This window comes from Petrotoga miotherma DSM 10691, assembly GCF_002895605.1.
GTDB classification, from domain to species: Bacteria; Thermotogota; Thermotogae; order Petrotogales; family Petrotogaceae; genus Petrotoga; species Petrotoga miotherma.
In genome coordinates, this window is record NZ_AZRM01000005.1 from 1 (window position 1) to 26,475 (window position 26,475).

General features: G+C 34.4%; 18 protein-coding genes, 1 tRNA gene and 2 pseudogenes. 10 read left to right on the forward strand and 11 right to left on the reverse strand.

All coding sequences use genetic code 11. The annotated features are described in order from the left end of the window. Together X928_RS00485 and X928_RS00490 are read right to left on the reverse strand one after the other, a co-directional pair. Positions 1 to 297: pseudogene (locus X928_RS00485) on the reverse strand (ABC transporter permease); the annotation flags it as partial. 58 nt (positions 298 to 355) lie between these two features. Continuing rightward, a complete protein-coding gene (locus X928_RS00490) occupies positions 356 to 2,245 on the reverse strand; it encodes an ABC transporter substrate-binding protein (protein WP_169926241.1) in 1,890 nt (629 codons plus the stop codon). A gap of 692 nt (positions 2,246 to 2,937) precedes the next feature. On the opposite strand from X928_RS00490, the gene hutH reads away from it, so the two are divergent. From hutH to X928_RS00520, 6 genes are all read left to right on the forward strand, one after another. Next, complete coding sequence (gene hutH, locus X928_RS00495; protein ID WP_103078019.1) at positions 2,938 to 4,464, forward strand: histidine ammonia-lyase; 1,527 nt, start codon at positions 2,938 to 2,940, stop codon at positions 4,462 to 4,464. 17 nt (positions 4,465 to 4,481) lie between these two features. Beyond that, on the forward strand, positions 4,482 to 6,503 hold the full coding sequence (locus X928_RS00500; RefSeq protein WP_103078020.1) for a urocanate hydratase: 2,022 nt from the start codon (positions 4,482 to 4,484) through the stop codon (positions 6,501 to 6,503). A 19-nt stretch (positions 6,504 to 6,522) separates the two neighbouring features. After that, on the forward strand, positions 6,523 to 7,422 hold the full coding sequence (gene ftcD, locus X928_RS00505) for a glutamate formimidoyltransferase (protein WP_103078021.1): 900 nt from the start codon (positions 6,523 to 6,525) through the stop codon (positions 7,420 to 7,422). Between the two features lies 1 nt (position 7,423). After that, entirely contained in the window at positions 7,424 to 8,698 is a 1,275-nt protein-coding gene (gene hutI / locus X928_RS00510; protein ID WP_169926242.1) for an imidazolonepropionase, read from the forward strand. 56 nt (positions 8,699 to 8,754) lie between these two features. Continuing rightward, a tRNA-Leu gene (locus X928_RS00515) sits at positions 8,755 to 8,843 on the forward strand. Between the two features lie 219 nt (positions 8,844 to 9,062). Continuing rightward, positions 9,063 to 10,244 carry a ComEC/Rec2 family competence protein gene (locus tag X928_RS00520; RefSeq protein WP_103078023.1) on the forward strand — a complete coding sequence of 394 codons (1,182 nt, stop codon included), beginning with the start codon at positions 9,063 to 9,065 and terminating at the stop codon, positions 10,242 to 10,244. A 27-nt stretch (positions 10,245 to 10,271) separates the two neighbouring features. Here the strand turns inward: X928_RS00520 and gcvH are convergent, their stop codons facing one another. The 8 genes and pseudogenes from gcvH to X928_RS00560 all read right to left on the reverse strand — a co-directional run bounded on the left by gcvH (position 10,272) and on the right by X928_RS00560 (position 19,885). After that, a complete protein-coding gene (gene gcvH, locus X928_RS00525; RefSeq protein ID WP_103078024.1) occupies positions 10,272 to 10,622 on the reverse strand; it encodes a glycine cleavage system protein GcvH in 351 nt (116 codons plus the stop codon). 103 nt (positions 10,623 to 10,725) lie between these two features. After that, positions 10,726 to 11,322, reverse strand: a complete 597-nt coding sequence (locus X928_RS00530; RefSeq protein WP_103078025.1) for an ECF transporter S component — start codon at positions 11,320 to 11,322, stop codon at positions 10,726 to 10,728. A 44-nt stretch (positions 11,323 to 11,366) separates the two neighbouring features. Beyond that, positions 11,367 to 13,367: a S9 family peptidase gene (locus tag X928_RS00535; RefSeq protein ID WP_103078026.1), complete on the reverse strand. Its 2,001-nt coding sequence runs from the start codon at positions 13,365 to 13,367 to the stop codon at positions 11,367 to 11,369. A 76-nt stretch (positions 13,368 to 13,443) separates the two neighbouring features. Beyond that, positions 13,444 to 14,733: an amidohydrolase family protein gene (locus X928_RS00540; protein ID WP_169926243.1), complete on the reverse strand. Its 1,290-nt coding sequence runs from the start codon at positions 14,731 to 14,733 to the stop codon at positions 13,444 to 13,446. Between the two features lie 351 nt (positions 14,734 to 15,084). After that, positions 15,085 to 16,146, reverse strand: coding sequence for a dienelactone hydrolase family protein (locus X928_RS00545; RefSeq protein ID WP_245857137.1), 1,062 nt, complete (start codon positions 16,144 to 16,146; stop codon positions 15,085 to 15,087). Beyond that, positions 16,139 to 17,158: an alpha/beta fold hydrolase gene (locus tag X928_RS00550; RefSeq protein ID WP_103078029.1), complete on the reverse strand. Its 1,020-nt coding sequence runs from the start codon at positions 17,156 to 17,158 to the stop codon at positions 16,139 to 16,141. Before X928_RS00550 ends, X928_RS00545 begins: the two co-directional genes overlap by 8 nt. Before the next feature lie 7 nt (positions 17,159 to 17,165). Next, positions 17,166 to 18,389, reverse strand: coding sequence for a TolB family protein (locus X928_RS00555; protein WP_103078030.1), 1,224 nt, complete (start codon positions 18,387 to 18,389; stop codon positions 17,166 to 17,168). A 13-nt stretch (positions 18,390 to 18,402) separates the two neighbouring features. Then, positions 18,403 to 19,885, reverse strand: a pseudogene (locus X928_RS00560) (B12-binding domain-containing radical SAM protein). Positions 19,886 to 20,072: 187 nt separating this feature from the next. On the opposite strand from X928_RS00560, the gene X928_RS00565 reads away from it, so the two are divergent. Then, on the forward strand, positions 20,073 to 21,383 hold the full coding sequence (locus X928_RS00565; protein WP_103078031.1) for an alpha-amylase family glycosyl hydrolase: 1,311 nt from the start codon (positions 20,073 to 20,075) through the stop codon (positions 21,381 to 21,383). Positions 21,384 to 21,385: 2 nt separating this feature from the next. Here X928_RS00565 and X928_RS00570 read toward each other — a convergent pair whose 3' ends face one another. Next, positions 21,386 to 22,090, reverse strand: a complete 705-nt coding sequence (locus X928_RS00570) for a YjjG family noncanonical pyrimidine nucleotidase (protein WP_103078032.1) — start codon at positions 22,088 to 22,090, stop codon at positions 21,386 to 21,388. 378 nt (positions 22,091 to 22,468) lie between these two features. Between X928_RS00570 and X928_RS00575 the strand changes: the two genes are divergently transcribed. The 3 genes from X928_RS00575 to X928_RS00585 all read left to right on the forward strand — a co-directional run bounded on the left by X928_RS00575 (position 22,469) and on the right by X928_RS00585 (position 26,438). Further along, positions 22,469 to 23,761: a YeeE/YedE family protein gene (locus X928_RS00575; RefSeq protein WP_103078033.1), complete on the forward strand. Its 1,293-nt coding sequence runs from the start codon at positions 22,469 to 22,471 to the stop codon at positions 23,759 to 23,761. Between the two features lie 86 nt (positions 23,762 to 23,847). Next, entirely contained in the window at positions 23,848 to 25,545 is a 1,698-nt protein-coding gene (locus tag X928_RS00580; RefSeq protein ID WP_103078034.1) for an FAD-dependent oxidoreductase, read from the forward strand. A gap of 104 nt (positions 25,546 to 25,649) precedes the next feature. Next, complete coding sequence (locus tag X928_RS00585; protein WP_103078035.1) at positions 25,650 to 26,438, forward strand: ABC transporter permease; 789 nt, start codon at positions 25,650 to 25,652, stop codon at positions 26,436 to 26,438. The last annotated feature ends 37 nt before the right edge of the window (positions 26,439 to 26,475 follow it).

The window sequence follows — 26,475 nt, forward strand, 5'->3', positions numbered from 1 at the left end:
TACCGGAAATTGAAAGAGTGATGGCCCAAAGTCTCCATGTAGCAGTCTTCCCCAAAAGGCAACGTATTGTTGGAATATCCCTCCTTCTAATCCGTACATCTCTGTGAGCGATTGCCTTAATGCTTCAACAGCCGCTGGGTCTAAGAAGGCTCCTTGTGATGTCATTTGACTGATTACTTGTTGTACGGGATCAACAGGCGTTAGCCTGGGTACAATAAATACCACCGTTATCCCTACGAATACTACAACTAGAAATTGTATTATCCTTGGTAGCAAGTATCGCTTGAAAAATAGCAAGTGTTACACCTCCATAATAAGCCCCCCGAAGGGGGCTCAATGTATTTATCTGTAGCCTTTATTCTCTCCCTGTTGGTTCAAGGAAGGGGAGCATGTATTTGAAGTTTGGCCAATGATGATAGGGAATCATATACGGATTTTCAGCACCAGGATAATTCGTCCAGTAATATTCATCCCATCCCACTACTCCAGGATATCCAAAAGTTGGAACTGAAGGCATTTCTTCTACAAGTATTTTCAACCCTTCTATACCTAATTGTATGTTTTCCTCACTACCCCAGTCTACCTTTTCCATTCCTTCTATAACTTTATCCATTCTCGGATCCGTCCATCTGCCTGGTGCAGGGCCTAAATTAGTAATAGCGTTTTCTCCCAAAGGTTGGTAGTATTTTGAGTGTATACTCGAAAAAACACGATACAAATCAGGATGCCCACCCCATGGCTCAGATGCAGGCCATTGGGCACTAACCTCAAAGTTGCCTAGCGCAACTATACTCGCATCTTGTTCACTAGGAGTAACTGAAACATCTATACCAAAGTTTCTCCATTGTTGTGCTACAGCAAGTGCATTTCTATGCGCTGGATGTGAAGGATTTGCATTGGCAATAATATTAATTTTCCAAGGCGTACCGTCTGGTAACAACCATTTGCCATTTTTATCTCTTGTAAATCCATTCCTTTCTAACAACTGTTCCGCTACATCAGGTGCATATTTCCACCATCCTGGACCAAACATCTCTTTCAACGTTTCTATATCGTTTGGTACCTCGTATCCTCTTTCCCTCGCATATTGGGCTGCTCTTAATGTCGCCATTGGATCGTACGGTTTGAATGGTTTCCCGTTAACGTTTATGTCTAAGGTGAAATTCTTCAACCATTCTTCTAATGGTTTATAATACCATTCTTGATAAACTGGCATCGGAGGAAGGTGAAGTGCACCCATAGGCGCAGCACCATCAAACGCTATCCCTATGTAATCTACTATATCAATTGCAAGAGTTAATGCCCATCTTACATCTTTTATGTTGTATGGATATACTTCGGTATTGAATATAACACCTGTCATACAAGGATCCGTGTTTACTACCCACGGGTATTCTATTCTGTATCCTCTTGAATATGGATTTCTTTGAATGAGTGCTCTGAATGCTTCCATTGTTAAATCTGCCATGTCTAAGTTATGGTTAGCCTGCGCAATTACTTGGTTTGTAGCTTCTCCATAGTAATAGAAAAGTACGTATTTTGGTTTTGGTTCACCGAACAACATCCCAGTTGGGGTCCTATCCCAGTCTTCCCTTTTTTCCCAAAGTGTCCAATAACCAGCAGCGTCATAATCTTTTAGAACATATGGCCCACTGCTTATTGGAGGGTTGAAATCAAAGGATAAGGGATCTTCTACTTTTTCAAAAATATGTTTTGGGAAAGGCCTCCATGCTCCCCATCTGTCCACAAAATTGGTGTGGAATCGTGCGTTAGGTTCTTTCAATTCAAATACTACGGTGTAATCATTTGTTTTGTATACTTTATCAATGTGAAGCCTAAACTGATCATGATAAGACATTCCTTGGTATTTCATAGCTGTTTCGATAGCGTATACAATATCATCCGCAGTAATTTCAACACCATCACTCCAATAACATCCTTTTCTTAACTTAACGGTCATCTGTGTGAAGTCTTCGTTATAGATTGGACCTTCTACTGCAAGAGAATTAATAACTTCTCCTCTGGTGGGTTCCATCGTCCATAATGGTTCCAGCATCAATTGCTGAATCCCTTGATCGGGAGTTCTCCAGCTAGTGGTAAATATGTTAAAAATACCAGGGGAACCTACTCTTCCAGTTAAAACGTTAGCAATGAGCGTATCTTCCCTTGGAATCCCAGCTACCTGTGAAAATCCTGCAACAACAAGTAACACGGAAACAAAAATCACCAATAAGCTCTTTTTCATTCTTTCACACCTCCTAATGAATTTTTCCCCTTTACTTTGGTATTTCTTCCCAAAGTAATAAAAATAAAAGTCCATTAATACCCATTTTTCTCTCCTTGAGCTTCAAACAAGAAAATCATAGAGTCCTCTATCTTTATGAGAAAAAAAGCTTTGCCAGATGGTAAGTTTACCAAATCAATTAATATTCGAATTAATGACAAGCTATTTCTATTCTTTCTGAATTATTTTTTTAAATATCAAAATTTTCTTTATCTTTGAATTAGAAATCAGAGGAATTTTATTAAATCTTACAATTAAACAGCTTTTTAATGTAACCAATATTTTTTATTGCAGTGCACCAAATCGGATTTTTAAAGTTTCACAGAAAATAATTGTCTAAATAAGTTCAAATCTTGTTCAGAATAATTATACGAGAGTTAACTTCTTTTGTCAACCATTAATTTATCCAATCAACTAATATTAGGAGCAATTACGGGCAATTATTTGCGATTAGGAAGCTTTTCCTTAGTTTTTCCTGAATTTTGAAAAAAATCGTTTTGTAAGATTTCATTAGATTTTCTTGTTTAATCGACTTAGATTGTTTTTAATCGTCGTTAAATCGCTCTATTTAAAAGTGAGAAATTTTTTTCATGGTGTTATAATTTTACTAGAAGATATGAAATTTTTGCTTGATCGAAAGTGAGGTCTTATATTTGAAAAAGGTCTATATAGACGGCGAACATCTGAGTTTGGAAGATGTGATTAATGTAGCTAGACATTATTACGACGTGGCTATAGATAACTCTGCTTTTGAGAACATTGAGAACTCCAGAAAAGTTGTAGAAAAGTTTGCAGAAGAGGAAAAAGTCATATATGGTGTGACTACTGGCTTTGGAGAACTCTGCAATGTTTTCATTTCGAACGATAAAACAGAGAAATTACAAAAGAATCTGATCAGAAGCCATGCATGTGGAATCGAGAATCCTTTGGATATAGAAACTGTTAGGGCGATTATGTTGCTTCGCGCAAATTCTTTGGTCAAAGGTTTTTCTGGAATAAGGTTATCCACCATTCAAACTTTGATCGATATGATAAACAAGAAGGTTCACCCGGTAATACCAGAAAAAGGGTCTTTAGGAGCAAGCGGTGATCTAGCTCCATTAGCCCATATGGTTTTACCGATGATGGGAGAAGGAGAAGCTTATTACGACAACAAGCGATTAAATGGAAAAGAAGCAATGAAATTGGCGGGAATAGATACGATAAATCTTGTTGCAAAGGAAGGCCTTGCTTTAATAAATGGAACACAAGTTATGACTGCTATAGGTGCATTATCAATATACGATAGCATAGAACTTTTAAAAACGGCAGATATAATTTCATCGTTGAGTTTTGAGGCATTGAACGGTATCATCGAGGCTTTTGATGAGAGGGTACACAATCTAAGACCTCATAAAGGGCAGATTGAGTCCGCTATCAATTTAAGGAGAATACTTGAAGATAGTAAAATGGTGTCTCATCAAGGGGTATTACGTGTTCAAGATGCCTATTCCTTGAGATGTATCCCGCAGGTTCACGGTGCTTCACGTGATGCAGTAAATTATGTGCAAGATGTCATTGTGAAAGAGATGAATGCAGCAACCGATAATCCTTTGATATTTTCAAAAGAAGAAGAAGCAATATCCGCAGGGAATTTTCACGGCCAACCAATTGCATTGGGCATGGACTTTTTGGCGATTGCTTTGTCTGAAATTGCAAATATATCAGAAAGACGAATAGAAAGGCTTGTTAATCCTAAATTGAGCGGGTTACCTCCTTTTTTGATAGAAGAAAGTGGCTTGAATTCTGGATTTATGCTTGTTCAATATTCAGCCGCGTCGTTGGTTTCAGAAAATAAAGTCTTAGCCCATCCTGCAAGTGTTGATTCAATTCCTTCTTCTGCAAACCAAGAAGATCACGTTTCTATGGGCACAATTGCAGCGAGAAAAGCGAAGAATATACTAAACAACGTCCAAAAAGTATTAGCTATGGAAATGTTCTGTGCTTGCCAAGCCATAGACCTACGAGGAAACAAAGGTTTAGGAAAAGGTTCAAAGATAGTTTATGATATAGTTAGAGATAAAATACCGAAGATAAACGAAGACAGAGCGATGTACGAAATGATAGATAAGAGTGAAGAAATCTTAAAATCTGGCATAATCGTTAAAGAAGTGGAAAAAGAAATTGGTAAATTACTTTAAAGAAAGGAGAAAATATCATGGTGAACAATATTGATATTTCTAGCGCAATGTCCATTAAGTTGGATGACAAACTGCCTAGTATGCCTAAATTCTTCGAAGGTATAAGAAGGGCACCTAAAAGACCTTTGAACTTATCAAAAAGAGAAGTAGAACTAGCCCTTGCAAACGCTTTAAGGTACGTGCCGGAAAGCTTGCATGAAGAATTGGCTCCAGAATTTTTACAAGAGTTGTTTACTCGAGGTAGAATTTATGGATACAGGTATAGACCTGAGGGCAACATTAAGGCAAAACCTATAGATATGTACAAGGGTAAGTGTATTGAAGGAAAGGCATTTCAGGTCATGATCGATAATAACTTGGATTTTGATGTCGCTTTGTACCCTTATGAACTGGTAACCTATGGTGAAACCGGTCAAGTATGTCAAAATTGGATGCAGTACAGGTTAATTAAAAAATACCTAGAAGAACTTACAAGAGAACAAACTTTAGTTGTGGCTTCAGGACATCCCTTAGGTTTGTACAGATCAACTCCAAATAGTCCACGGGTGATAATAACAAATGCTTTGATGGTTGGAATGTTTGATGACCAAGAACATTGGATCAAGGCACAAGCTATGGGTGTTGCCAACTACGGGCAAATGACTGCTGGAGGGTGGATGTATATAGGACCTCAAGGTATCGTTCATGGCACTTACAATACCTTGTTGAACGCTGGAAGGTTGAAATTAGGAATACCCCAAGATAGTGATCTAAGAGGATGCTTGTTTGTGAGTTCAGGTTTAGGTGGAATGAGCGGTGCTCAGGCAAAAGCAATAGAAATTGCAAAAGGGGTTGGGATAATTGCAGAAGTAGATTACTCGAGAATACAAACAAGGCTCAACCAAGGTTGGTTAAAAACCTACAGCAAAGATTTGGATGAAGTTTTTGAAATAGCCTTCGATCATCTAAATAGAAAAGAACCCATTTCCATCGGTTATTATGGTAATATTGTAGATCTATTGGAATACATTGTAAAGAAAGGTATAAAAGTAGATTTGTTATCAGATCAGACATCTTGTCACGCCGCCTACGAGGGAGGGTACTGCCCTCAAGGCTTGACTCATGAAGAGAAGAATCAGCTCTTAAAAACAAATAAAGAGAAATTTGTTGAATTAGTCAACAATTCACTGAGAAGACATTTTGAGCTTATAAAAACAATGGTTGAAAGGGGAACCTACTTTTTTGACTATGGGAATAGTTTCATGAAGGCGGTTTTTGATGCAGGCGTGAAAGAAATAGCAAAAAATGGCTTGGATGAAAGCGAAGGATTCATCTTTCCCTCGTATGTGGAAGACATAATGGGACCATTAATATTCGACTATGGTTATGGACCTTTCAGGTGGGTATGTTTAAGTGGAAAACGGGAAGATCTATTGAAAACGGATAAAGCAGCGATGGAATGTATAGATCCCAATAGAAGGGGCCAAGATAGAGACAATTACATATGGATTAGAGATGCTGATAAAAACAATCTCGTTGTAGGTACTCAAGCACGAATTCTTTATCAAGATGCTATGGGAAGGATGAAGATAGCGCTTAAATTCAATGAAATGGTTAGAAAAGGGGAAGTTGGCCCCATAATGCTCGGAAGGGATCATCATGATGCGGGTGGAGCTGACTCTCCTTTTAGAGAAACAGCGAATATAAAAGATGGGAGTAATATAATGGCGGATATGGCAACCCATGATTTTGCTGGAAATATAGCAAGGGGAATGAGTTTGGTAACACTGCACAACGGAGGCGGAGTTGGTATCGGTAAAGCCATTAACGGTGGTTTTGGATTGGTTCTTGACGGAAGTGGAAGGGTGGATGAAATAATAAAGAACGCAATTCCATGGGATGTTATGGTTGGGGTTGCCAGACGATCATGGGCTAGAAATGAAGCTTCTATAGAAACATCAATAGAGTACAACAAAGAAAACAAAAACACGGACCACATAACTTTGCCATATATTGCTGATAAAAATATGATAAAAGATTTGGTTGACAAATACTTATGAGGGTTAGGAGGTAGATGTTTTGAACAAAATCGTTGAATGTGTTCCAAATTTCAGTGAAGGAAGAGATAAAGAAAAGTTAGAATGTATTGTAGATGAAGTAAGAAAACAAGAAGGAGTAAAATTATTAGATTACTCTATGGATAAAGACCACAACAGAAGCGTAGTTACTTTTGTGGGAGAACCTGATATGGTAATAGAAGCAGCTTTTAACGCCTGTAAAAAAGCGGCTGAGTTGATAGATTTGAGAACTCATAAAGGTGAACATCCAAGAATGGGGGCTACAGACGTTATCCCGCTCATTCCAATTAAAAACATATCGATGCAAGAGTGTGTAGAATACTCTAAAAAATTGGCAAAAAGAATAGGAGAAGAGTTGAATATCCCCGTAATATTGTATGAAAAATCAGCCAGCCGACCTGAAAGAGAAGATTTAGCCGTTATAAGAAAAGGTGAGTTCGAAGGGATGTTTGAGAAATTAAAACAAGAAGAGTTCAAGCCAGATTTTGGCCCAGATCAACCGCATGAAAGTGCAGGAGTTACCGCCGTGGGCGCCAGGATGCCTTTGATAGCTTTCAACGTGAACCTGAATACCAACAATTTAGACATTGCAAAAAAGATAGCCAAAGCGGTTAGGGGGAAAAGTGGAGGATTTAAATACTGTAAAGCGTTAGGTTTTGAATTGAAAGAAAGGAATATAGTCCAAGTTTCCATGAATATGGTTGATTACACAAAAACACCTTTGTACAGAGTATTTCAAGTGATAGAAAACGAAGCGAACAGATATGGAGTGAACGTTGTTGGAAGTGAAATAGTTGGATTGGTACCGATGAATGCCCTTGTTGATACAGCTGATTACTTTTTAAAATTAGAAGATTTCAGCTATGACCGCGTTTTAGAAAATAAAATTTATGGTGATTGATATGGATGAAAAAGCTACTTTGGTGATAAAAAACATTTCAAATTTAATAACGATGAAGGGGCCTAATAGGCCAAGAAAGAAAGAGGAAATGTCAGAAATTGGCTTAATTAAAAATGGAATCATTTCTGCTTCAAAAGATAAGATTATCTACGTTGGAAGTGGTGACTTGCCAAAAGACATAGAAATAGCTCAAGATGCAAAAATTATAAACGCCCAAGGGAAAACTGTAACACCCGGTTTAATAGACTCTCACACTCATTTGGTTCATGGAGGCTCAAGGGAATACGAATTATTTAAGAAGTTAGAAGGTAAAAGTTACTTAGATATTTTAAATTCTGGGGGAGGAATACACGACACCGTCGAATCAACTAAAAAAGCGTCTTTCGAAGAATTACTTAAAAAGGCAGAAAAGAGTTTAAATAGAATGTTATCTTATGGAGTAACAACCGTTGAAGCAAAAAGCGGTTACGGGCTTGATGACTTTGACACAGAATTGAAACAGCTTGAGGTCATAAGAGAACTCAATAGAATTCACCCCATAGATTTGGTTCCTACATTTTTGGGGGCGCATGCCGTACCTAAAAAGTACCAAGACAACGTCGATAAATTCGTAGATATACTCATAACTGAAATGATCCCGTATGTAGCAGAAAAAAATTTAGCTAAATTTTGTGATGTATTCTGTGAAAAAGGAGTTTTCTCAGTTGATCAATCCAGAAAAATACTCTCTGCTGCAAAAGAACGCGGTCTATTTCTCAAAATTCATGCAGACGAAATAGAACCTTTAGGAGGTGCCGAATTAGCTGCTGAGTTAGGTTGTGTTTCGGCAGATCATTTGGTAGGTGCAAGTGATGAAGGCTTGAAAAAAATGGCCCAGAACAATGTAATAGCCACACTTCTTCCCACAACAACTTTCTTTTTGCAAAGTGAGAAGTATGCAAATGCTAGAAAGATGATTGAACTTGGTATACCAATTGCATTGTCGACCGATTATAACCCAGGAAGTTCGCCTACAGAAAATTTACAATTGGTTATGACGTTTGGGGCACTAAAATTACATATGAATCCAAGGGAAATAATTACATCGGTTACTATTAATGCGGCTTGTGCACTGAAATTAGAAGATAAAATTGGTAGTTTGGAAGTAGGTAAAAAAGCTGATATGGCGATTTTCGATGTACCTAATATAGAATACTTAATATACCACTTCGGAGTAAACCACACTCAAACTGTCATAAAAAATGGAGAGGTATATGATATGATCTCGGTCTCTTGACAAAGCCTATAACGTAGTGTATAATAATTTTGATATATTAACATAAGCAACTTTTTGCCGGGGTGGTGGAATTGGTAGACACGTATGGTTGAGGGCCATATGAGTATTTACACTCGTGCGGGTTCAAGTCCCGCCCCCGGCACCAGAATGAAGGATCGTGTTTTACGATCCTTTTGTTTTTTGAATTAATTTTATTATATTCCTGATTGATAATCTCACTTCTGATTTCTATCTACTGGGGGGTAAAAGTATAGAAAAGAAAACTGAGGTTAACTTTCCCTTTTTTATTGAATTATTAATTGCCTTTTCTTTGTTATTAGTACTTTCCTACTTGAATAAAGCCGCTGTATTAATAGGTTATATTTTGTTTCTTTTTCTTTTAAAACTCTTGGAGAAAGATAGTTTAAAAGTCTTTTTAATCGCTATTTTATTGTTTCCTGCCTTGTTATACATTCCCATCAACCTAAATTCAGAAGTAGGTATTTTAGGAAAAATTATAGACAAAAGAGGAAATTATTATACAGTATTTTCAAAAAAAATCTATTATGAAAATCAGTGGCAGAAATACAGGAATTATTATAAATTTTACTATGGTGAATTCAGCACCGTTCCCATCACCACCGGCAAAAACGTCTACATATACGGGACAATTGAAAACGATTTTTTTAGAGCTGAGTATGTGGCTCCTGCCAACAACAATTCGATTATGAAGATAAAAGATCTTGCAACTAATAGATTGTCTGAAAACATTCAAAATAATGAGGCACTTGATATACTGACGAGCTCTTTTATGGGTAATATACGGGATAAAGAGGTATTTCAAAAAACAGGAACTCTGCATCTATTTGCAGTTTCGGGTATGCACGTTTACATAATTTACTCGATGATCAGCTTCTTTCTGAACTTTTTTATCTTGAAAAGGAATCTAAGACTCATCTTATACTCTACTATCATCGCTTTTTATTTGATTTTTACCGGATTCACCCCAAGTTCTGTACGAGCTGTATTGCTTTTAATTACGTTGAACTTATTCAGACTTTTCGACGTCCCTGTTAGCTCTTTCAACATCTTAGGATTAATAGGATATCTCAACCTATTGTTAATTCCCAATAATCTTATGAACGTTAGTTTCCAAATGAGTTATGCTGCAACTTTTATGATTTTATTTACAATGAACCATGTAGAAAATCAATATTTTAGATCTTTATCTGTCCCCATAGCTGCATATATCGGTATATTTCCTATAGCTCTGATACACTTTGGAGAGATTTCTTTGATTGGACTTTTCATAACGCCTATTCTAACCCCTGCTATTTCATTACTAATCTTATGTAGCGTTCTTTCAATATTATTGCCTTTCAATTTTGTTCATTCTTTTTCAACTTTTTTTGCATTATCAATAAAAAATTTCGTAAATCTTTTTACCTTTTATGAACCAATTGAATTTAGTTCTTTATTTATTCCCTTATTTCTATGGAGTTTGATCTTTTTACTTTATGTCTGGCTTCTTCAAGTTAAAAAAAGAAAAAAGGCCCCAATTAAATAGAGGCCTTTAATTTCGAATTATACTTGTTTACATTGGAGGTTCTTCATCCAAAAGATCTTCTATTTCTGATTGATCAGAAATTTCAATTTTTACAATCCATCCTTTATTTTCGGCGTCTTCGTTTATTATTTCTGGATTGTCTTCAAGATCTTTGTTAACTTCAACAATTTTTCCACTTAAAGGTACATATATATCTTCGGCTGACTTCACAGATTCTATGGTGCACAGGACTTCACCTTTTTTTACTTCTTTGCCAACTTCTGGTAATTCAACGTAGGTTACATCACCCAATTCTTCAGCGGCTTTCGCAGAAATTCCGACAGTCGCAATATTTCCTTCTATTGTTACATATTCGTGGGTAGCTGTGTATTTCTTCATAATACTTGACTCCTCCTTTTAATTTGTAATTTTTGTTGTCTATAGAAATCAAAAAAGTTGCTATAGCGCCCTTCCCCCGCATCCCACCCAAATGATGAGATAATCAATAGCCTGCCTTTTTTACCGCTCTGATTACCCCAACAGTTATTAAAATCGCTATTATGATCTCTGGAATACCGTTTGTTAGGCCTATAGCCAACACTACCCCACCTACGGCTTCCCTTGCTACTCCCATAGCGGTAGCTATCCTGTCGGCAAATAAGAGATACATCATACCTAAAACACCTGCGGTGTTAGTAAAAGTTCCTAAAGCAGCACTTACACCAATAGATACGCTATCTCTCCACTTTGAAACTTTTTCTTTATTACTCGAGAAAAGTTCAAATACTAATCTGTATGAATAATATGAAACTAAACCAATCAATATTCTTGGTAGCACAGAAACTAAAGGATTAACAAAAGCAAAAGACAATATGTTTGGCCTTAAAAGTGCTTGAATTATACTAGATACGCCAAATATTAAACCTATAACCATTCCTGCAATAGGTCCCTCCAATATTGCCCCAATTATAACTGGAATATGCATAGTTGTTGCATTCGCTGGAGGAATAGGGATAAATCCCAATGGAGTAAATCCTAGAACAAAAGAAATACCAGATAACAACGATATAGTTACCAAACGTTTGGTTTTTGCTCTCATGTTTTCTCTCCTTATAATGCGAAAAGTTAGCTACATACATTTAACTATTTCAAATAACAGTCAAACCACGTGGTAATTTCTTTTAATCTTCTTATTCGATGTTTTGGTTTTCCGCTTCTGCTCAACTCATGATTTTCTCCTCTGAACATAACAAGTTTTGATTCAACACCATTGTATTTGAGTGAAGTGAACATCTGCAATCCTTCAGCCAACCAACAACGGTAGTCTTCTTCAGAATGTATAAACAAAGTTGGAGTTTTAACGTTATCGGCGTATTTCATAGGTGAGTGGAACCATAACTTTTCATAATCACTCCAGGGAGTGGCTGCTTGTTGATCTTCAACGAAATAGTAACCGATATCGGTAGTGCCAAATTTAGCTATCCAATTTGCTATACTTCTTTGAGAAGCGGCAGCCTTGAACCTATCAGTATGTCCAATTACCCAGTTGGTCATATAACCACCATAAGAACCACCTGTTACCCCTATTCTATTTTCGTCTATGAAAGAGAACTTTTCCAATACTTTATCAACAAAGTCCATTATGTCTTCATAGTCTATTGTTCCATACTTTCCTCTGATATCTGCAAACTCATCCCCTCTTCCATCACTTCCTCGGGGATTACAAAACATAACAACATAACCCTCATTTGCCCAATACTGCATTTCATGGAAAAAAACATCTCCACCATAAACGGTTTTTGGGCCACCATGAATATCTAAGATTGCAGGGTATTTTTTGTTCTCTTCAAAATTTACAGGTTTCATAACCCATCCTTCTATTTCTATCTCACCTTTACCAAGGAAAGTTATCCTCTCTGGCTTAGATAAAGTTTTTTCTTCTACTACCCATTCGTTGAAAGTAGTTAGTTGTTTCTCTTCATTGCCTTCTAATTCGTATAGTTCTTGAAGTTTCACATCTCTCATTCCTATAAAGATAATACGATCTTTAAATACATCAAAACCATCAACGGATCCGTTTTTTGTGGTTAATTTTTCTCTCTTACCTCTCTCATCTATTTTATTTATGAAAGAACTGCCATACTCTGTGGTTTCAAAATAAAGGTAATCGTTCTCCACTTTGAATTCACTGTTAGAGCCATATCTACAATCAGAACCTACAGAACTCCAAGTACTAAAATCAAAATCAGTTTGAATTTGTTTCACTTCTTTTGTTTGTAAATCCATCAAATAAAATTTGGGATTTTCATTGATTCCGTACTCTTTCATATTGGAACCTAAGAAAATTATTTTCTCTTTTAGAAAGTCTGCATATACGTAATTGAAAGGGTCTTCGTGTGTTAATTTTTCTAAACTTTCTTTCTTTAAGTCATATAAATAAAGATCGGATCTTATTTCCATTTTATCTTTAAAAGTGTTGGAAATAAAAAGCATTAAATCTTTCTCTTTATTCAATTTAAAACCTTCAACGTTTGTCAATTCATCTGTTATAGGGGTAACTTTCTTATCTTCTAACGTATAAATGTATAATCTATTCCTTTTCTTGTTGGTAAATCCCTTTCCATTCGACCAGAAAGGTATTTCATCTAAAACTTCGTAATCTTTTTCTTCTTTGAGCTTATCCAGTTCCTTTTCTTTTTCTTCCTTTGAAAGGTTCTCCAAATTTTTATATTTCGGGTCATAAATACCAGTTACAACAAACTTATCTTTAGATATGGGCTCGATATCTGATGCAAAGAATGGGAGTTCGAAATATTTTTGAGCTTCTCCACCTTTGATGTTTATTATATAATAAATGGTAAAAGGTTCTCCTTTTTCCTTCCTCTTTTTATCCTTTTCCTCTCTCACTGTTGAGAAGATGATATTCTCATCGTCCAACCATACATAAGAGCTTTCTTGATTGAAAGCGGTAAGTTTGTTGATCGTTTTATTATCAACATTGTAAAGCCATATGTTTGAAAGATACTTGTTCTCATCTACATCCATCTCTGAGACAACAAAGGCTAAGTTTTTACCATTCGGTGAAAATTTTGTGTTAGATATAAACTTGTACTTTGTAAAATCCTCTAAAACTAATTTCTCCATTACACTACCTCCTCACGAAATATAATTATTACTGTCGTTAGAAACTCTAGTGCTTACACCTTTTTAAAATCAAAACCTAATTTTCAGTTTGATAGATCTTTGGTTGAGATATTTCAACAAAAGGATCGTCCTGAAATATTAAAGCGTTACTTTCCATACTTTCTTGCCTATCAATGTTATCTATAATTTCTGGACCATAGGTAAGCTGATACAAAGAGTAATTATAAGGGATCCCTATTTCTTTCAATCTTTTAATATCTCTCAACCAATCTGGTTCTTCAACTGGAGCATCTGATGAAATAAAAAGAGACACTTGTGATCTGTATAAATCATAAAATCTAAAGGCATCATTTACCCTTTCACCTAATCTATCTTCAATAAAAACCTTATCGGATTCCATGAATTGAGGTTGTATGTCTACAATAAGGTTATGTTTTTTAATCCTTTCTATTTGATTAGATCTAAGTACTATAGCATGAATTATTCTATGCCTTAATTTAGGATTGACCTTTTCAAAAACTCGTAAAATTTGTTCTATAGCCCCGTCTCCTATAGCATGAGCAGCTAAATGAAGCCCATTGTTTTCACAAAATTCAACGACCGCAGTCAGCTCAGTATCTTCCCATAATTTTTCCCCGTACGTATTGGAATCGTTGTACTTATTAAGCAATAAAGCTGTTCGTGCTCCTAGGGAACCATCTAAATATATTTTAACACATTTAAATTCGTTAAAGTATCCTAGTTCATAATATTTTGAAAGCTCACTATAATCCTTAACGGCAACTTTTTCATATACAAAAAACTCATTATCATGTACAAACGGCAAGTTATCTTTAGAAATACCATGTAAATCATCTGAATGGACAAAACCATAACCTTTATTTTTTAGATACTTCTTTGAGGTTTCGTAATTATTTTTTACGTCTGTGAAAGGGCCAAAGGTTTTATAAAATTTATCGATTGTACTTTCTTTGATTTTTCCTTCTTCAAAATCCACGTAATTACTTGAATCTGAAAAATCAATACTCTCAAAAACCTTTGAATTCACAACCGCAAAATGTCCGCATCTTCTAACCAGCATGATGGGGATTTCTCTATTTATTGAATCCAAAAAATCTTTATCGGGATTTGCAAACTCTTCAGTCCAACCTCTTAAAACAATTTTATTCGATCTTTTACTGACAATTTCTTCTATAATGCTTTTTATTTCAGATAGTTTCTTTCTCTCCAAAGTCGGTTGAGACAGTTTTTCTCCCAATCCCAATATATGTAAATGTGAATCTGTTATCAATGGAGTAACAAATATCTGCTTGTTGTGTTTGGTACTTACAAATTTAAACTTACCACTTCGACTGAGTTTAAACAAAATTCACTTTCCCCTTTTTTAGGTCACTGTTTATTACTTTATCTTAATTCTAACATAAAACTCAACAAAGAAACAGTCCTGTGAATGTAGGGAGTTTAGTAACAGAAATTACCTCGACTACGAAACGTTCACTCTTATAAATGGGAGTGATTTACATTTTAATAGAGAGAAGTGAAATGTCATCTTTATTCTGAAGAAACCAAAAATACTGAAAAGTTTAAAGAAGCTGTAAACTAAGTAAAATTTAGAAACAGTAGGAACCAAAAAATAATGGCGCTTAATTTCGGCGCCTTTATTTTTAGAATCTATAAATGAAAAGGAATTTAGTAGGTTGAAATTGTTGAAGGAATATTAATTCACTTTGAAAAAAATAGCTAAATATCCTAGATTAGCAAAGCGGTATTTGATATCTTCGAACCTCATTTCGTTTATAATAATATTAGATATCAGCCTTTGAAAAGGTAGCCAAGTAATATGATCAATGGGGACCGTCATCCTTCTAGGTCTTCCTAAGTTTTCCCATAGAACCCTTCTTGTGTTTTTGGGTAAGGTTTTATCAAAAGCTGCTTCTAAGAATGTTACCTTTTCTCTATTTAAAAAATTGGCGTAGGCTGCAGGATCAACCTTCATCAACGGATGTATATTTGAATTTAAAAACTCTTGAATGTTTTTAAACTCTCCCACTCTCTTTAAATCATTTTGAAAGGTCTTTTTTAGCCTTTCTCTATCGCTTAGATAAGCCATATAGTCCTTCTTTTTAAGCAATTCCCTTCTTGTAAATTCCAAGGTAGGTGATTCCCATATAAGTTCAGCCATGTTTCCACCACTGGCTATAATGAAATTATGCTTAATCTCAGGATTTAAAGCGTTAACGATAACAGATACCATGCCCCCAAGACAGTATCCTATCATGAAGTTTCGCTCATGCCAAAGTTCGTTTGCTTTCAAAAAATCTATGATACTTAATACATCAACAACCGCATGTTCCCAGGTGTTTAGGGTTGTATAAATATCGGCAGAAAAATAATTTTTGCCACTCATAGATCCGTTAGATGTTCTGGTATAATTGTCTGGTAATATTGGTACTACAGCCCTTATGCCTAATTTGGAAAAATATCGCCCCATTTTTAAAATATAGGTAATGTTTTTGGTTCCCAAACCATGAAGTATCAAAGCGGCACCCAAAGTTTTCCCTCTAGGCTCAAAAAGATAGATTTCATTAGTTTCCGTACCTTTTTTATTATATTTGTATAAGGAATTAAATTTTATTAATGATTCTCTATAATTTTTGCCTTTATTCATGAAAGATTGAGTAAATTCTATATTTTGTTTTGCATAACCAAAATCTATTTTAAAATCCTCTTGTGGCATATGTTCATCTCCCCATTTTCGTCGTTCTTTCTTTCTATACAACTCTTATCTCTACTGTACCATCAGTTTTTGTATTTTGAAATACTTTTCTAATGAAACTCACCGTTTTTTCAACAAATTTCTGAGTTAAAATATCTTTTAATTCGAATTCAAAAGAATGCTTCCCTTTCGGATGAATTAACAATGCAGAAGGAACATCACATTCTTTTATCTTCTGGATTAACTTTATAGAAGTTGTTACGGGGACGGTAGCGTCTTTTTCCCCATGTACTAACAATGTTGGAACCATTCTTTCAGATATATAATTTATAGGTGAATATACCTTATATTCTTCAAATTTTCTTTTAGGTGTACCTTTCATTGTTGTAGTAACTGCAAACTGTGCAAAAAGTGAATCAACTTGTTTACTCCACAGATCTAAAAGGTCTGATGGAGCATACCAAGATACAACTCCTTTTATCCCTTTCATCTTTTCAAAATGATTGTAGTAAGAGTTATATGCCGCATAATAAAGGGACAACGTACCACCTGCTGACGTCCCCATCAACACGATATTTTCTTTGTCTAAAAACAGTTCCTCACTATGATCTTTTATATAATTTAGGGCATCGTTGTAATCTTCTATCAACTCTTCATATTTGTTTAAATAGCCATACCTGTAATCTATAGCAACAACAGCAAATCCTTTACTCGCTAAAAATTTGGCCCATGCGGTAACGCTTGATAACTTCCTACTTCCTGTTATCCAACCTCCTCCATGAGCAAAAAAAACTACAGGATATTTGCTTTTTACTTTAGAAGGATAGTAAACATCAAATTTCAAAGGTATCTTTTCCTTTTTATATTCTACAGTAATTGCATCAGTATAAGAACCTTTCTTAACTTCCAATGGAAGATTCCCAAATACAGATTTCTTAATTGTTTTTACGTTTAACAGAATTATTAGAAAAAAAGTTATTAAAGCATTCCAGAAAAAGAGAAAAAACAAAAGAATTATTCCAAAGATCTTAACTATTTTTTTATACTTATTTTTCTCAGAAACTTCTTCGTTCACGTTTTCTTTAATTATTCAAATCACTCCAATAGGATTGTTCGTTCACATTGATCTTTTCTCTGTTTATCACAAAAATATCAGATTCTGAATAATAATTAGTAAAAAAAACATATTTTTTGTCCGGTGTATATGTTGGATAGAAACAATCATTTGTCAACATGCCTGATAAATTTCTCTTTTCTCCATTATCGTATTCATATATACTGAAATAGGTTCCATTGAACTCTGAGTACACAAGAAGCTCTGAACCGTTAGACCAATTATCGGTTTGATTATTTGGTTGTGCGATTAAAGGTGAGATACTGTTTTCTTCATCAACAACGTAGACATTCATATTCGCTGTTTGATGATCCACGCCATAAAAACTGATTTTGTTACCGTCCCACTTAGTGGGTCTAAATTTCAAAAGATCCTTTGATTCTGTTAATTTCTCAAGTTTATGGTAGTATAAGTCATAGACCCAAACTTCAGTCCATTGGCCACTATCTTCATCCATAGTGAATAGAACCAAGGTATTGTCATAAAAATATGGTGAATAAGCATTCTTATCTGTCGGGCTTATTCTTTGAATCTCCTTAGTTTTTAAATTATACAATACAATGTCCCATTTTCCAAACAATGTGGTTTGAAAAGCTAAATATTCATTGTTTGGAGAAATATCAGGAAAATATTCGGCAGAATATTCCAAAGGAATCTTCTTTTCTGTGGCTTCTTCAAAGTCAAAAATATAAATTTCCCTATTTCCAATATATCTATCGCTTACAAGATATATCTTATTATTTTGAAAAACAGGGTATTCATCTACCCCTTTCCAAAACGTGATCTGTAAAACATCCCAATTTTCTCCATATAGAAACCTTTGAAAGGACAATGTCTCCAGAGTTTTCGTCGCAAACTTTTCTACCCAATCATCAGTTTCACCAGATTCTTCCGAATAGGAAAAACCTCCGCCATCAAAGTACCCAAAGGCAATTGTGATATTTTCCTTACTATTTGTAAATATGTTCATTGTCACATCATAATCACTGATATTTATCGAGTTAGACATCGCATCTTTTATCTTTATATTGTACATATAACTTCCAATATTTTTTATTTTTTCTGCAATTTGATTTGTTATCCATGTATTATCGTTTAAATTTATAATCATATTATCTTTTGATAGATTTGCAGAAAAAGATCCCAACGCAATGGAAATAAATGCAAAAACCAAAAGTATTTTTTTTATCATATTTTTTCTCACCTTATAAATTTTCTGCAATTTTCCTGAAATGATAACCGTAAATTGAAAGAGAAATCATCTTTGGCAAGGCTTTAGGTTTTTTAAATAAGCTCCAAAAAAGCATTCTCCAATATTGTTTCCTTTCTTTACCAATAATTCCTAAAATAATAATGGATTTAATAAAAGCGTTTATTTCTTGGAAGCCTATTTTGGCCTTTGAGAATCCAGGTACCTTATAATTAGCCAAAAATTTTTTCAAACGATCATAATAGTTTTTGGGCTGATAAAGCTTAGCAACAAGATTTTTGTAATTTTTGACAAGAAATTCCAAGTTCATCTTTGGAATAATATTCGTATTGATATCCACATTGTTTCCACTGATTTCTCCCCGTAACCTATTTTCCTTGAGTAATCTTGAATATAATTCACTTCCCCTTGGGGCATTTAATATACCAACCATGGCGGTAACTATGCCGTTTTTCTGTATAAAATCGAATTGCCTATCAAAAATTGTGGGTTTATCGCTATCAAAACCGACAATAAAGCCCCCCCTGTATTTCAAAACCAAAACTTTGAATTTTTTTGATAGACTCTTCTAGATCTTGTTTGATATTTTGATACTTGTTAGCTTCTCTCAGACTATCTGGATCAGGGGTCTCCAAACCAATAAAAACTCTGTCAAAGCCTGCTTTAAACATCAGATTCATGAGTTCATCATCATTGGAAAAATCTATAGACACTTCTGTGTAGAAAGAAAATGGGTAATCATGAGTTTCTTGCCACTGTATTATTGCGGGTAACACATCTTTTTTTAATTTTGATTTATTTGAGATAAAATTATCGTCTACAAAGAAAACCGAACGTCTCCAACCTGCATGGTACAAAGATTGAAGTTCTTGAATCAACTGTACACTTGTCTTAGTTCTGGGTTTTCTACCACTCAAAGCCCCAATATCACAAAATTCACAATTATAAGGACAACCTCTAGAATACTGAATGCTCATAGACCCATACCATTTGAGATTTAACAGATCCCACCTGGGAATAGGTGTAGCTTCTATATTACAAAAATTAGGTTTCGCATAATATCTTTTTAATTTATTTCTTTTGATATCTTTAACAAGCTCATCCATTAATTCTTCTGCTTCTCCAAGAACAAAATGGTCCACAGTATTTTGAAATGTATCGGGTTCCATTGTAAAAAGAGGGCCACCAGCGACTATAGGTTTACCATAGTCGTTACATTGTTTGATTACCTTTATCGCAGACTCTCTTTGAACAGCCATGGCACTTATAAAAACATAATCTGAATTTAGTATATCCTCTTTTTTTAATTTTTCGCAATTCATATCCACCAACCTAACGTTCCATTCTTTCGGTAGATAAGAAGCTATTGTAATCAAACCCAAAGGTGGCAAAGCAGCACGTTTGGAAATAAATTTCAGCGCGTGTTTAAAGCTCCAAAATGTTTCGGGATAAGCAGGATAAACTAAAAGTATGTCCATAGTTACCCCTCCTTCTGAGTGTTTTATTGCTATCGGTCTGATGATCCCTTTCTTATCAATTTAATTATACCACACTTTTTCATTTTAAATTTTAAAAGTGAAAAAAGTGAATATCTTTAGGAAACGTTTTCATTTTTTTAAAAAAAGAATGATAGAATAACCAGAAGTAAACTATGGGAGGAATTTTATGTTTTTAGGATACCACATTCTAATAAAATTTTTTAAAAATGGAGAATTAACAAACGATTTCCCAAAAGAGAGTTATCGTTATTACGAGAAAAATGCAATAGACGGAGATCTCCAAGGTGTCATTCAAGAATTAGACTATTTAAAAGAGCTTGGGATAGATTTGATATATCTTGGACCCATTTTTAAGAGTAAAACCACACATGGATACGATATTACCAATTATTTTTCTATTTCAGAAAACATAAGTTCCAATTCCGAAGAAGAAGCTAAAGCTATCTTTACAAAGCTTATTGAAGATGCTCATAAAAGAGGGATAAAGGTTATTATCGATCTAGTACTTAACCATGCCTCAAAGGAGTTTGATTTTAATTCCGTCCCTAAAGATTTGAACTTTAAAACTGAAACTCCCCGTTCACCTCAAGAAGAAAGATGGCAAAGATCCTTTTTGTTCTGGAATCTAGATGACGAAGATACAAGAGAATTTTTAATAAGAGTTGGAGAGTATTGGCTAAAAAACTTTGAATTAGACGGATTTAGATTGGACCATGCCTTGGGCTTGCCATTTAAATTTTTAGAGGAATTTTCTATAAGGATGAAAAAAATAAAAAAAGATGTGATAATTTTAGGTGAAGTGTGGGAAGACGAAGGAGATAAGTTAAAAAATTTTAAACTCCTTAAAAAGTTCAAAGGGGATGAAGCTCAACGTTTTACCAGTATGTTTGATTTTTCTACTTACGATACTATTAGAGAAGTTTTAGGAAAGAAAAATGGATCATTACTTGATTTATACAATCAAATAGTATTATCAAACCAATTAAACGAAAGGGAATTCCAGTTAACTTATTTTATCGAAAATCATGATCTTCCAAGGTTCATAGATATATGCCAAGAAATAGAAATATTTTACATTGCGCTTGGTTTATTAATGGCTCTTACAGGAAATGTGATGCTAGAATATGGCAATGAGATAGCTTTAAAAGGAGACCAAACAATTCACAATTTTCACGAAAGTGGAAGAGTTGCGATGAAATTCAAAGAAGATTGGTCAGATCTACAGAAACAAACCTTTAATTACTGTAAAAACCTTATTAATTTAAGAAAAGTTCACCCCTCTCTATCATCAGGAAGTTACGAACTTCTTACTTCAGAAGAAAATCTACTAATTTTTGAAAAGAAAGCCGTATATGATGAGATAAAAGTAGTAATTTATACCGGAGAACAAGCACATCAATTAGATAAAGAATATTTTGACCTCATTAAAAATGCCAAAGTTTTAACATTAAAAAAAGGCATTTATTATCTTCAATAAATTCAAAATATATTTTTCAGCTCTATAAGCTTGGAGATACTGAGAACATCCTTCTCTTGGGTTCCAAGAGATTCTTCATGATTTTTAAACCAAATGGCGCCAATTCCACATTTTATTGCTGGCAAGATGTCATTTTCAAGATCATCACCAATGTAAACAATTTCATCTTTAGATTTTTTAGACATTAAAATCGCATAATTAAAAATCTTTTCATCGGGTTTAGGGAAACCGACATCTTCAGAGCTAACTAAAATACTAAAATAATCAGATATTCCGGAACTTTTCATTTTAACAATTTGAGTTTCTCTAAAGCCGTTCGTCAAAATTCCTAATTCATATTTATCTTTCAAATATTCCAAAGTTTCCATTGCGCCATCAACGAGGAGTTTTTGTTTTGATAAGATATTTAGGTAAGTATTATTCATCTCTTCTATAAAATCTTCTCTATGCTTTATTTTTAAAGCATTTAAAGTAATTTCAAATCGAAGAAGTTTTAATTCTTGTTGGCCTATTTCTTTTTTCCTATACATTTCCCATAACTTTTTATTGATCTTTTTGTAAGATTCCACAAACTTATCCAAAGATGTTTCACGAAAAACGTGATTGTACTTTTGATAGACCAACTTCAATGCTTCTTGTGAATTACTTTCAAAATCCCAAAGGGTATGATCTAAATCAAAGTAGATCATCTTTACTTGGTCTTTCAAATATTTCACCTCTCTTGTTCAACCAAATAAAATTGTTGAAAAAAACCTCTTTTTTAATTATAACATTAAACTCAATTTATTCAAAACTTATGAAATAACCTTTATTTAATCTTTCTTTATTAAAAAGCTGATAAAGTTAATTCTATTTTTACTTTTTTTGTTAGAATAATTTCGAATCTCAATTAGTGAAAGAAATAACAACTATAATTTTGGGTGTTAAAAAATATTTGTTATTCTTTTTTAAGTGTACTTCGTGAACTATTTAACAAGAAAAAAGGGGGGTGAAGTTTAAATATTTAACTAAGGTTTTGGTAAAACCCATCTTTTAGTAATTCAAAACTTTTGTTTTAAAAATGACTTTAGACGGGAGGAAAAAGTATGACTAAAACAGTAGAAAAGGTTCTTGGTTTGTTAAGTTTTGCACTAATTCTCATTCTTGGAAACACACTTTTAGCAACAGATATGCTTTTTTTTAGACTTTTGATAGGAGTAGGTTTTGGATACACCTTAGCTAGAGCTTATACAGGGTTTGCTGGAAGTGTTAATAGGGCTTATAGAACAGGATCTACTCAACTCATGCGTGCTATGATATTCATGTTTTTTATAACCTCTTTGATGATCATGGGATTTTTGTTTAATTCAGATCCAACTAATTACAGCCTTTGGATAAATCCAATTAATTTTGGTTTACTGCTGGGAGCCTTTCTTTTTGGTTTTGGTATGTCTCTGTCCGTTTGTTGTGCTACAGGTGTGCTTACCGACTTAACTATGGGATTTACAAGAGCTTTGATAACGTTGATATTTTTTGGAATAGGTGTTTTTCTAGGATTTCCTATTCAAAGAACGGCTGGATGGGTTACCAATTCCTGGATTACATCTCCAACTGGAGCTAAGTTCAAAGGAGGTGTTTTTCTACCGGATTTATTCAAATGGGACGGTTTTCAAGGTTATTTGGGAGCTATCTTATTGTTAGCAATATTTTCCTCCATAGTGATTTTTACATCTTACCAATATGAAAAAAAGAGAAGGAAGGAAAAAACTTATTTTGGAGTTCCTTCGGAAAAGGAACAAGAAAGCAGAAAAAAATTAGATCTTTCTAATTTCAAATTTTTTAGTCAAGAAACTTATAATCATATATTTGTGAAACCTTGGACTTTAACTGAAGGTGCAGTAGTTTTAAGCATACTTTTTGTTCTATTGTTTGGAGTTACAAAGGCTGGTTGGGGAGCTTCTACTCCACATGGGGTGCTAATAGGCAAAGTACTAATGGTTTTTGGTGTTTCTGGAGAAGCTCTTGCTGAGTTTACAAAAATGCCTGCTGCTACCTTTGCTACACCTTTTTTTCAAAATCCATCGTTAGTTCAAAACTTTGGAATAGTAGTAGGAGCGCTAACTTATCTTCTATCAGCAGGTAAATTTGTTGAGTCTTTTAAATCAGAGTTGCGTGTAACTGGAAAAGAAGCCTTTTTATACTCATTGGGCGGTATTTTAATGGGATTCGGAACTCGTTTTGCCAATGGTTGTAACGTTGGGGCATTATACAGCCCTATAGCCGAATTTTCATTATCTGGTTGGATATTTTTGGCTTTCATGATTTTAGGTGCTGTGGTTAGCAATAAGATATTTTATAAGATACCATCAAAAACAGATTTTAAAGTGAATAAGGATTAATACTATAGTTATAAACTTTTTAGAAAAAAAGAAGATTTATTGTCACAATAACATTTATTCTTTGTCAACTAAAGGAGGACTTTAAAATGGGTAAACGAATACTTATAGTTGGAGGAGTTGCTGGAGGTGCCTCAGTAGCAGCACGAGCAAGAAGGCTTGATGAATCTGCTGAAATAATAATGTTTGAAAGAGGACCTCATGTTTCCTTCTCCAATTGTGCCTTACCATTTCACTTAAGTGGTATGGTAGAAAATAGTGATGATTTAGTTTTGATGACACCAGAACAATTTAAAAAACAGTATAACATCGAAGCAAGGGTTAACAGTGAAGTCATAAAAATTGTAAGAGATGAAAAGAAAGTCGTTGTTAGAAATACGAAAACGGAAGAAGAATACGAAGAGCATTATGACAAATTGGTTCTTTCTCCAGGGGCAAAACCAATTCTTCCAAAAAGTATTGAAGGAATAGATAGAACAAATGTATTTACAGTCAGAAACGTAGTAGATATAGTTAAAATTAAAGATTACATAGAAAAAAACAACATAAAAGATGTGGCAGTAGTTGGAGGAGGTTATATTGGAATTGAAGTTGCAGAAAATCTTAAATTAGCGGGTTATAACGTTCATTTGATAGAAGCATTAGATCAAGTAATGCAACCTTTTGACTACGATATGGTTCAGATCTTACATAAAGAGTTATACGATAACGGTGTAAACCTTATTTTAAGCGATTCTGTAATCAAAATCTTTGATGATTATGTAGAACTAAAATCCGGCAAAAAAGTAAATGCTGGAGCTGTTATAATGGCTGTAGGAGTATGCCCTGAAACCTCTTTGGCAAAAGAGGCCGGTTTGGAAATAGGTGAAACAGGTGGGATTAAAGTAGATCATAACTACAGAACAAGTGATGATGATATCTATGCTGTCGGAGATGCCATAGAAACTTACTGTGCTTTATCGTGTAAACCCTTAAGACTACCTCTTGCTGGTCCTGCCCAAAGGCAAGCAAGGGCTGCAGCAGATCATATTTATAATATACCTCATATAAATAAAGGTGCGATTGGGTCATCGGTTGTGAAAGTTTTCAATTTAAATGCGGCTGCCACAGGATTCAATGAAAAAAAAGCTAAAGCTAATGGTATTCCTTACGACTTTGTTTATATCATTCCTCAGGATAAAGTCGGCTTAATGCCGAATAGTTATCAGCTACATTTAAAGTTGATATACGAAGTTCCTACTGGAAGAATACTTGGAGCACAAGCGATTAGCAAAGGGGATGCTGTTAAACGAATCGATGTGATAGCCACACTAATTCGTATGAATGGGACATTAGAAGACTTAAAAGAATTAGAACTATGTTATGCACCTCTGTTTTCCACTGCTAAAGATCCAGTTAATCATGCTGCGCTAGTTGGTTTAAATCTATTACATGGTAGATTCAGACAAGTCCCTGTATCTAAAGTTCGAGAACTTGTGGAGAATGGTTCTTTCATCATCGACTGTCGTGAAAAGGATGAATACGAAAAAGGGCATCTAAAAACCTCTGTTAATATACCGTTGAGTGAACTTAGGGATAGACTAAAGGAAATACCTAAAGATCGCCCAGTTTATATTCATTGTCGCTCTTCTCAAAGAAGTTATAATGCTGTTATGGCCCTTCAGGGAAAAGGTTTCAATAATGTTTTTAATATTTCCGGTTCATTCTTGGGTATATGCTATTATGAATATTATTTAGACCAAATCACTGGTAGAGAAAAGATAGTTACAGCCTATAACTTTGAATGATTTTATAGTTAATATGATGAAAAGTGTGTTATAATTCACAGGCCATCAAGAAAATTGATGGCCTTTCATCTGAAATATTTGTAAAAAGAGAAGGAATTGTTTGTATGAATAATAATGAATCAAACAAAAAAAACAATCACATTTTATTAACAGTATTTACGTGGTTAACGATATTTTTAACCTGGTATATTGTTACAAAACTAGAAATATTCACTCCAACTTTGCTACCTTCACCCGAAAGAGTCTGGTCAGCATTTTTAAGTTTAGCCAGAGATGGATACAACAATATTCCCTTATGGGTGCATTTAGGAACAAGTTTCAAAAGATTATTCGTTTCCTTAGCCTTTGCAATCATATTTGCTTTACCCATAGGACTTTTAAGCGGTTATTTTAAAAAAGTGGAAGCAATAATTGATTCTATCGTAGAGTTTTATAGGCCTTTACCACCTCTAGCTTATTACACGATCCTTATTTTGTGGTTTGGTATAGGAGATTTATCAAAAGAAGTTTTACTTTTTTTAGCCGCCTTTGCTCCTATATACATAGCTTGTGTTTCCGCCGTGAGAGGAATAAACCAAGATTATATATTGAGTGCAAGATCTTTGGGAGCAAATCAAATGAATGTGTTTTTTAAAATTGTATTACCTGCATGTCTACCTGAAATATTTACAGGAATTAGAACTTCTTTTGGAGTTGCATACACAACTCTTGTTTCTTCTGAAATGGTTGCAGCTACCTCTGGTATCGGCTGGATGGTAATTGACGCTTCTAACTATTTAAAAAGCGATGTTATATTCGTCGGCATTTTTATAATGGGAATCAGTGGTGTTTTGATAGATTACGGATTACGATCTTTAGAAAGAAAATTAATTTTCTGGAAAGGTAAGGTTTAAAAGCTGGTTTCTTCTTTAGAGGAGGTGTTATGGTATA

Bases quoted from the DNA above. Each gene is read 5' to 3' on its own strand.
- X928_RS00490 (WP_169926241.1), bottom strand. From the start codon at position 2,245: ATGAAAAAGAGCTTATTGGTGATTTTTGTTTCCGTGTTACTTGTTGTT.
- X928_RS00500 (WP_103078020.1), top strand. From the start codon at position 4,482: ATGGTGAACAATATTGATATTTCTAGCGCAATGTCCATTAAGTTGGAT.
- hutI (WP_169926242.1), top strand. From the start codon at position 7,424: ATGGATGAAAAAGCTACTTTGGTGATAAAAAACATTTCAAATTTAATA.
- gcvH (WP_103078024.1), bottom strand. From the start codon at position 10,622: ATGAAGAAATACACAGCTACCCACGAATATGTAACAATAGAAGGAAAT.
- X928_RS00530 (WP_103078025.1), bottom strand. From the start codon at position 11,322: ATGAGAGCAAAAACCAAACGTTTGGTAACTATATCGTTGTTATCTGGT.
- X928_RS00535 (WP_103078026.1), bottom strand. From the start codon at position 13,367: ATGGAGAAATTAGTTTTAGAGGATTTTACAAAGTACAAGTTTATATCT.
- X928_RS00555 (WP_103078030.1), bottom strand. From the start codon at position 18,389: ATGATAAAAAAAATACTTTTGGTTTTTGCATTTATTTCCATTGCGTTG.
- X928_RS00565 (WP_103078031.1), top strand. From the start codon at position 20,073: ATGTTTTTAGGATACCACATTCTAATAAAATTTTTTAAAAATGGAGAA.
- X928_RS00575 (WP_103078033.1), top strand. From the start codon at position 22,469: ATGACTAAAACAGTAGAAAAGGTTCTTGGTTTGTTAAGTTTTGCACTA.
- X928_RS00580 (WP_103078034.1), top strand. From the start codon at position 23,848: ATGGGTAAACGAATACTTATAGTTGGAGGAGTTGCTGGAGGTGCCTCA.
- X928_RS00585 (WP_103078035.1), top strand. From the start codon at position 25,650: ATGAATAATAATGAATCAAACAAAAAAAACAATCACATTTTATTAACA.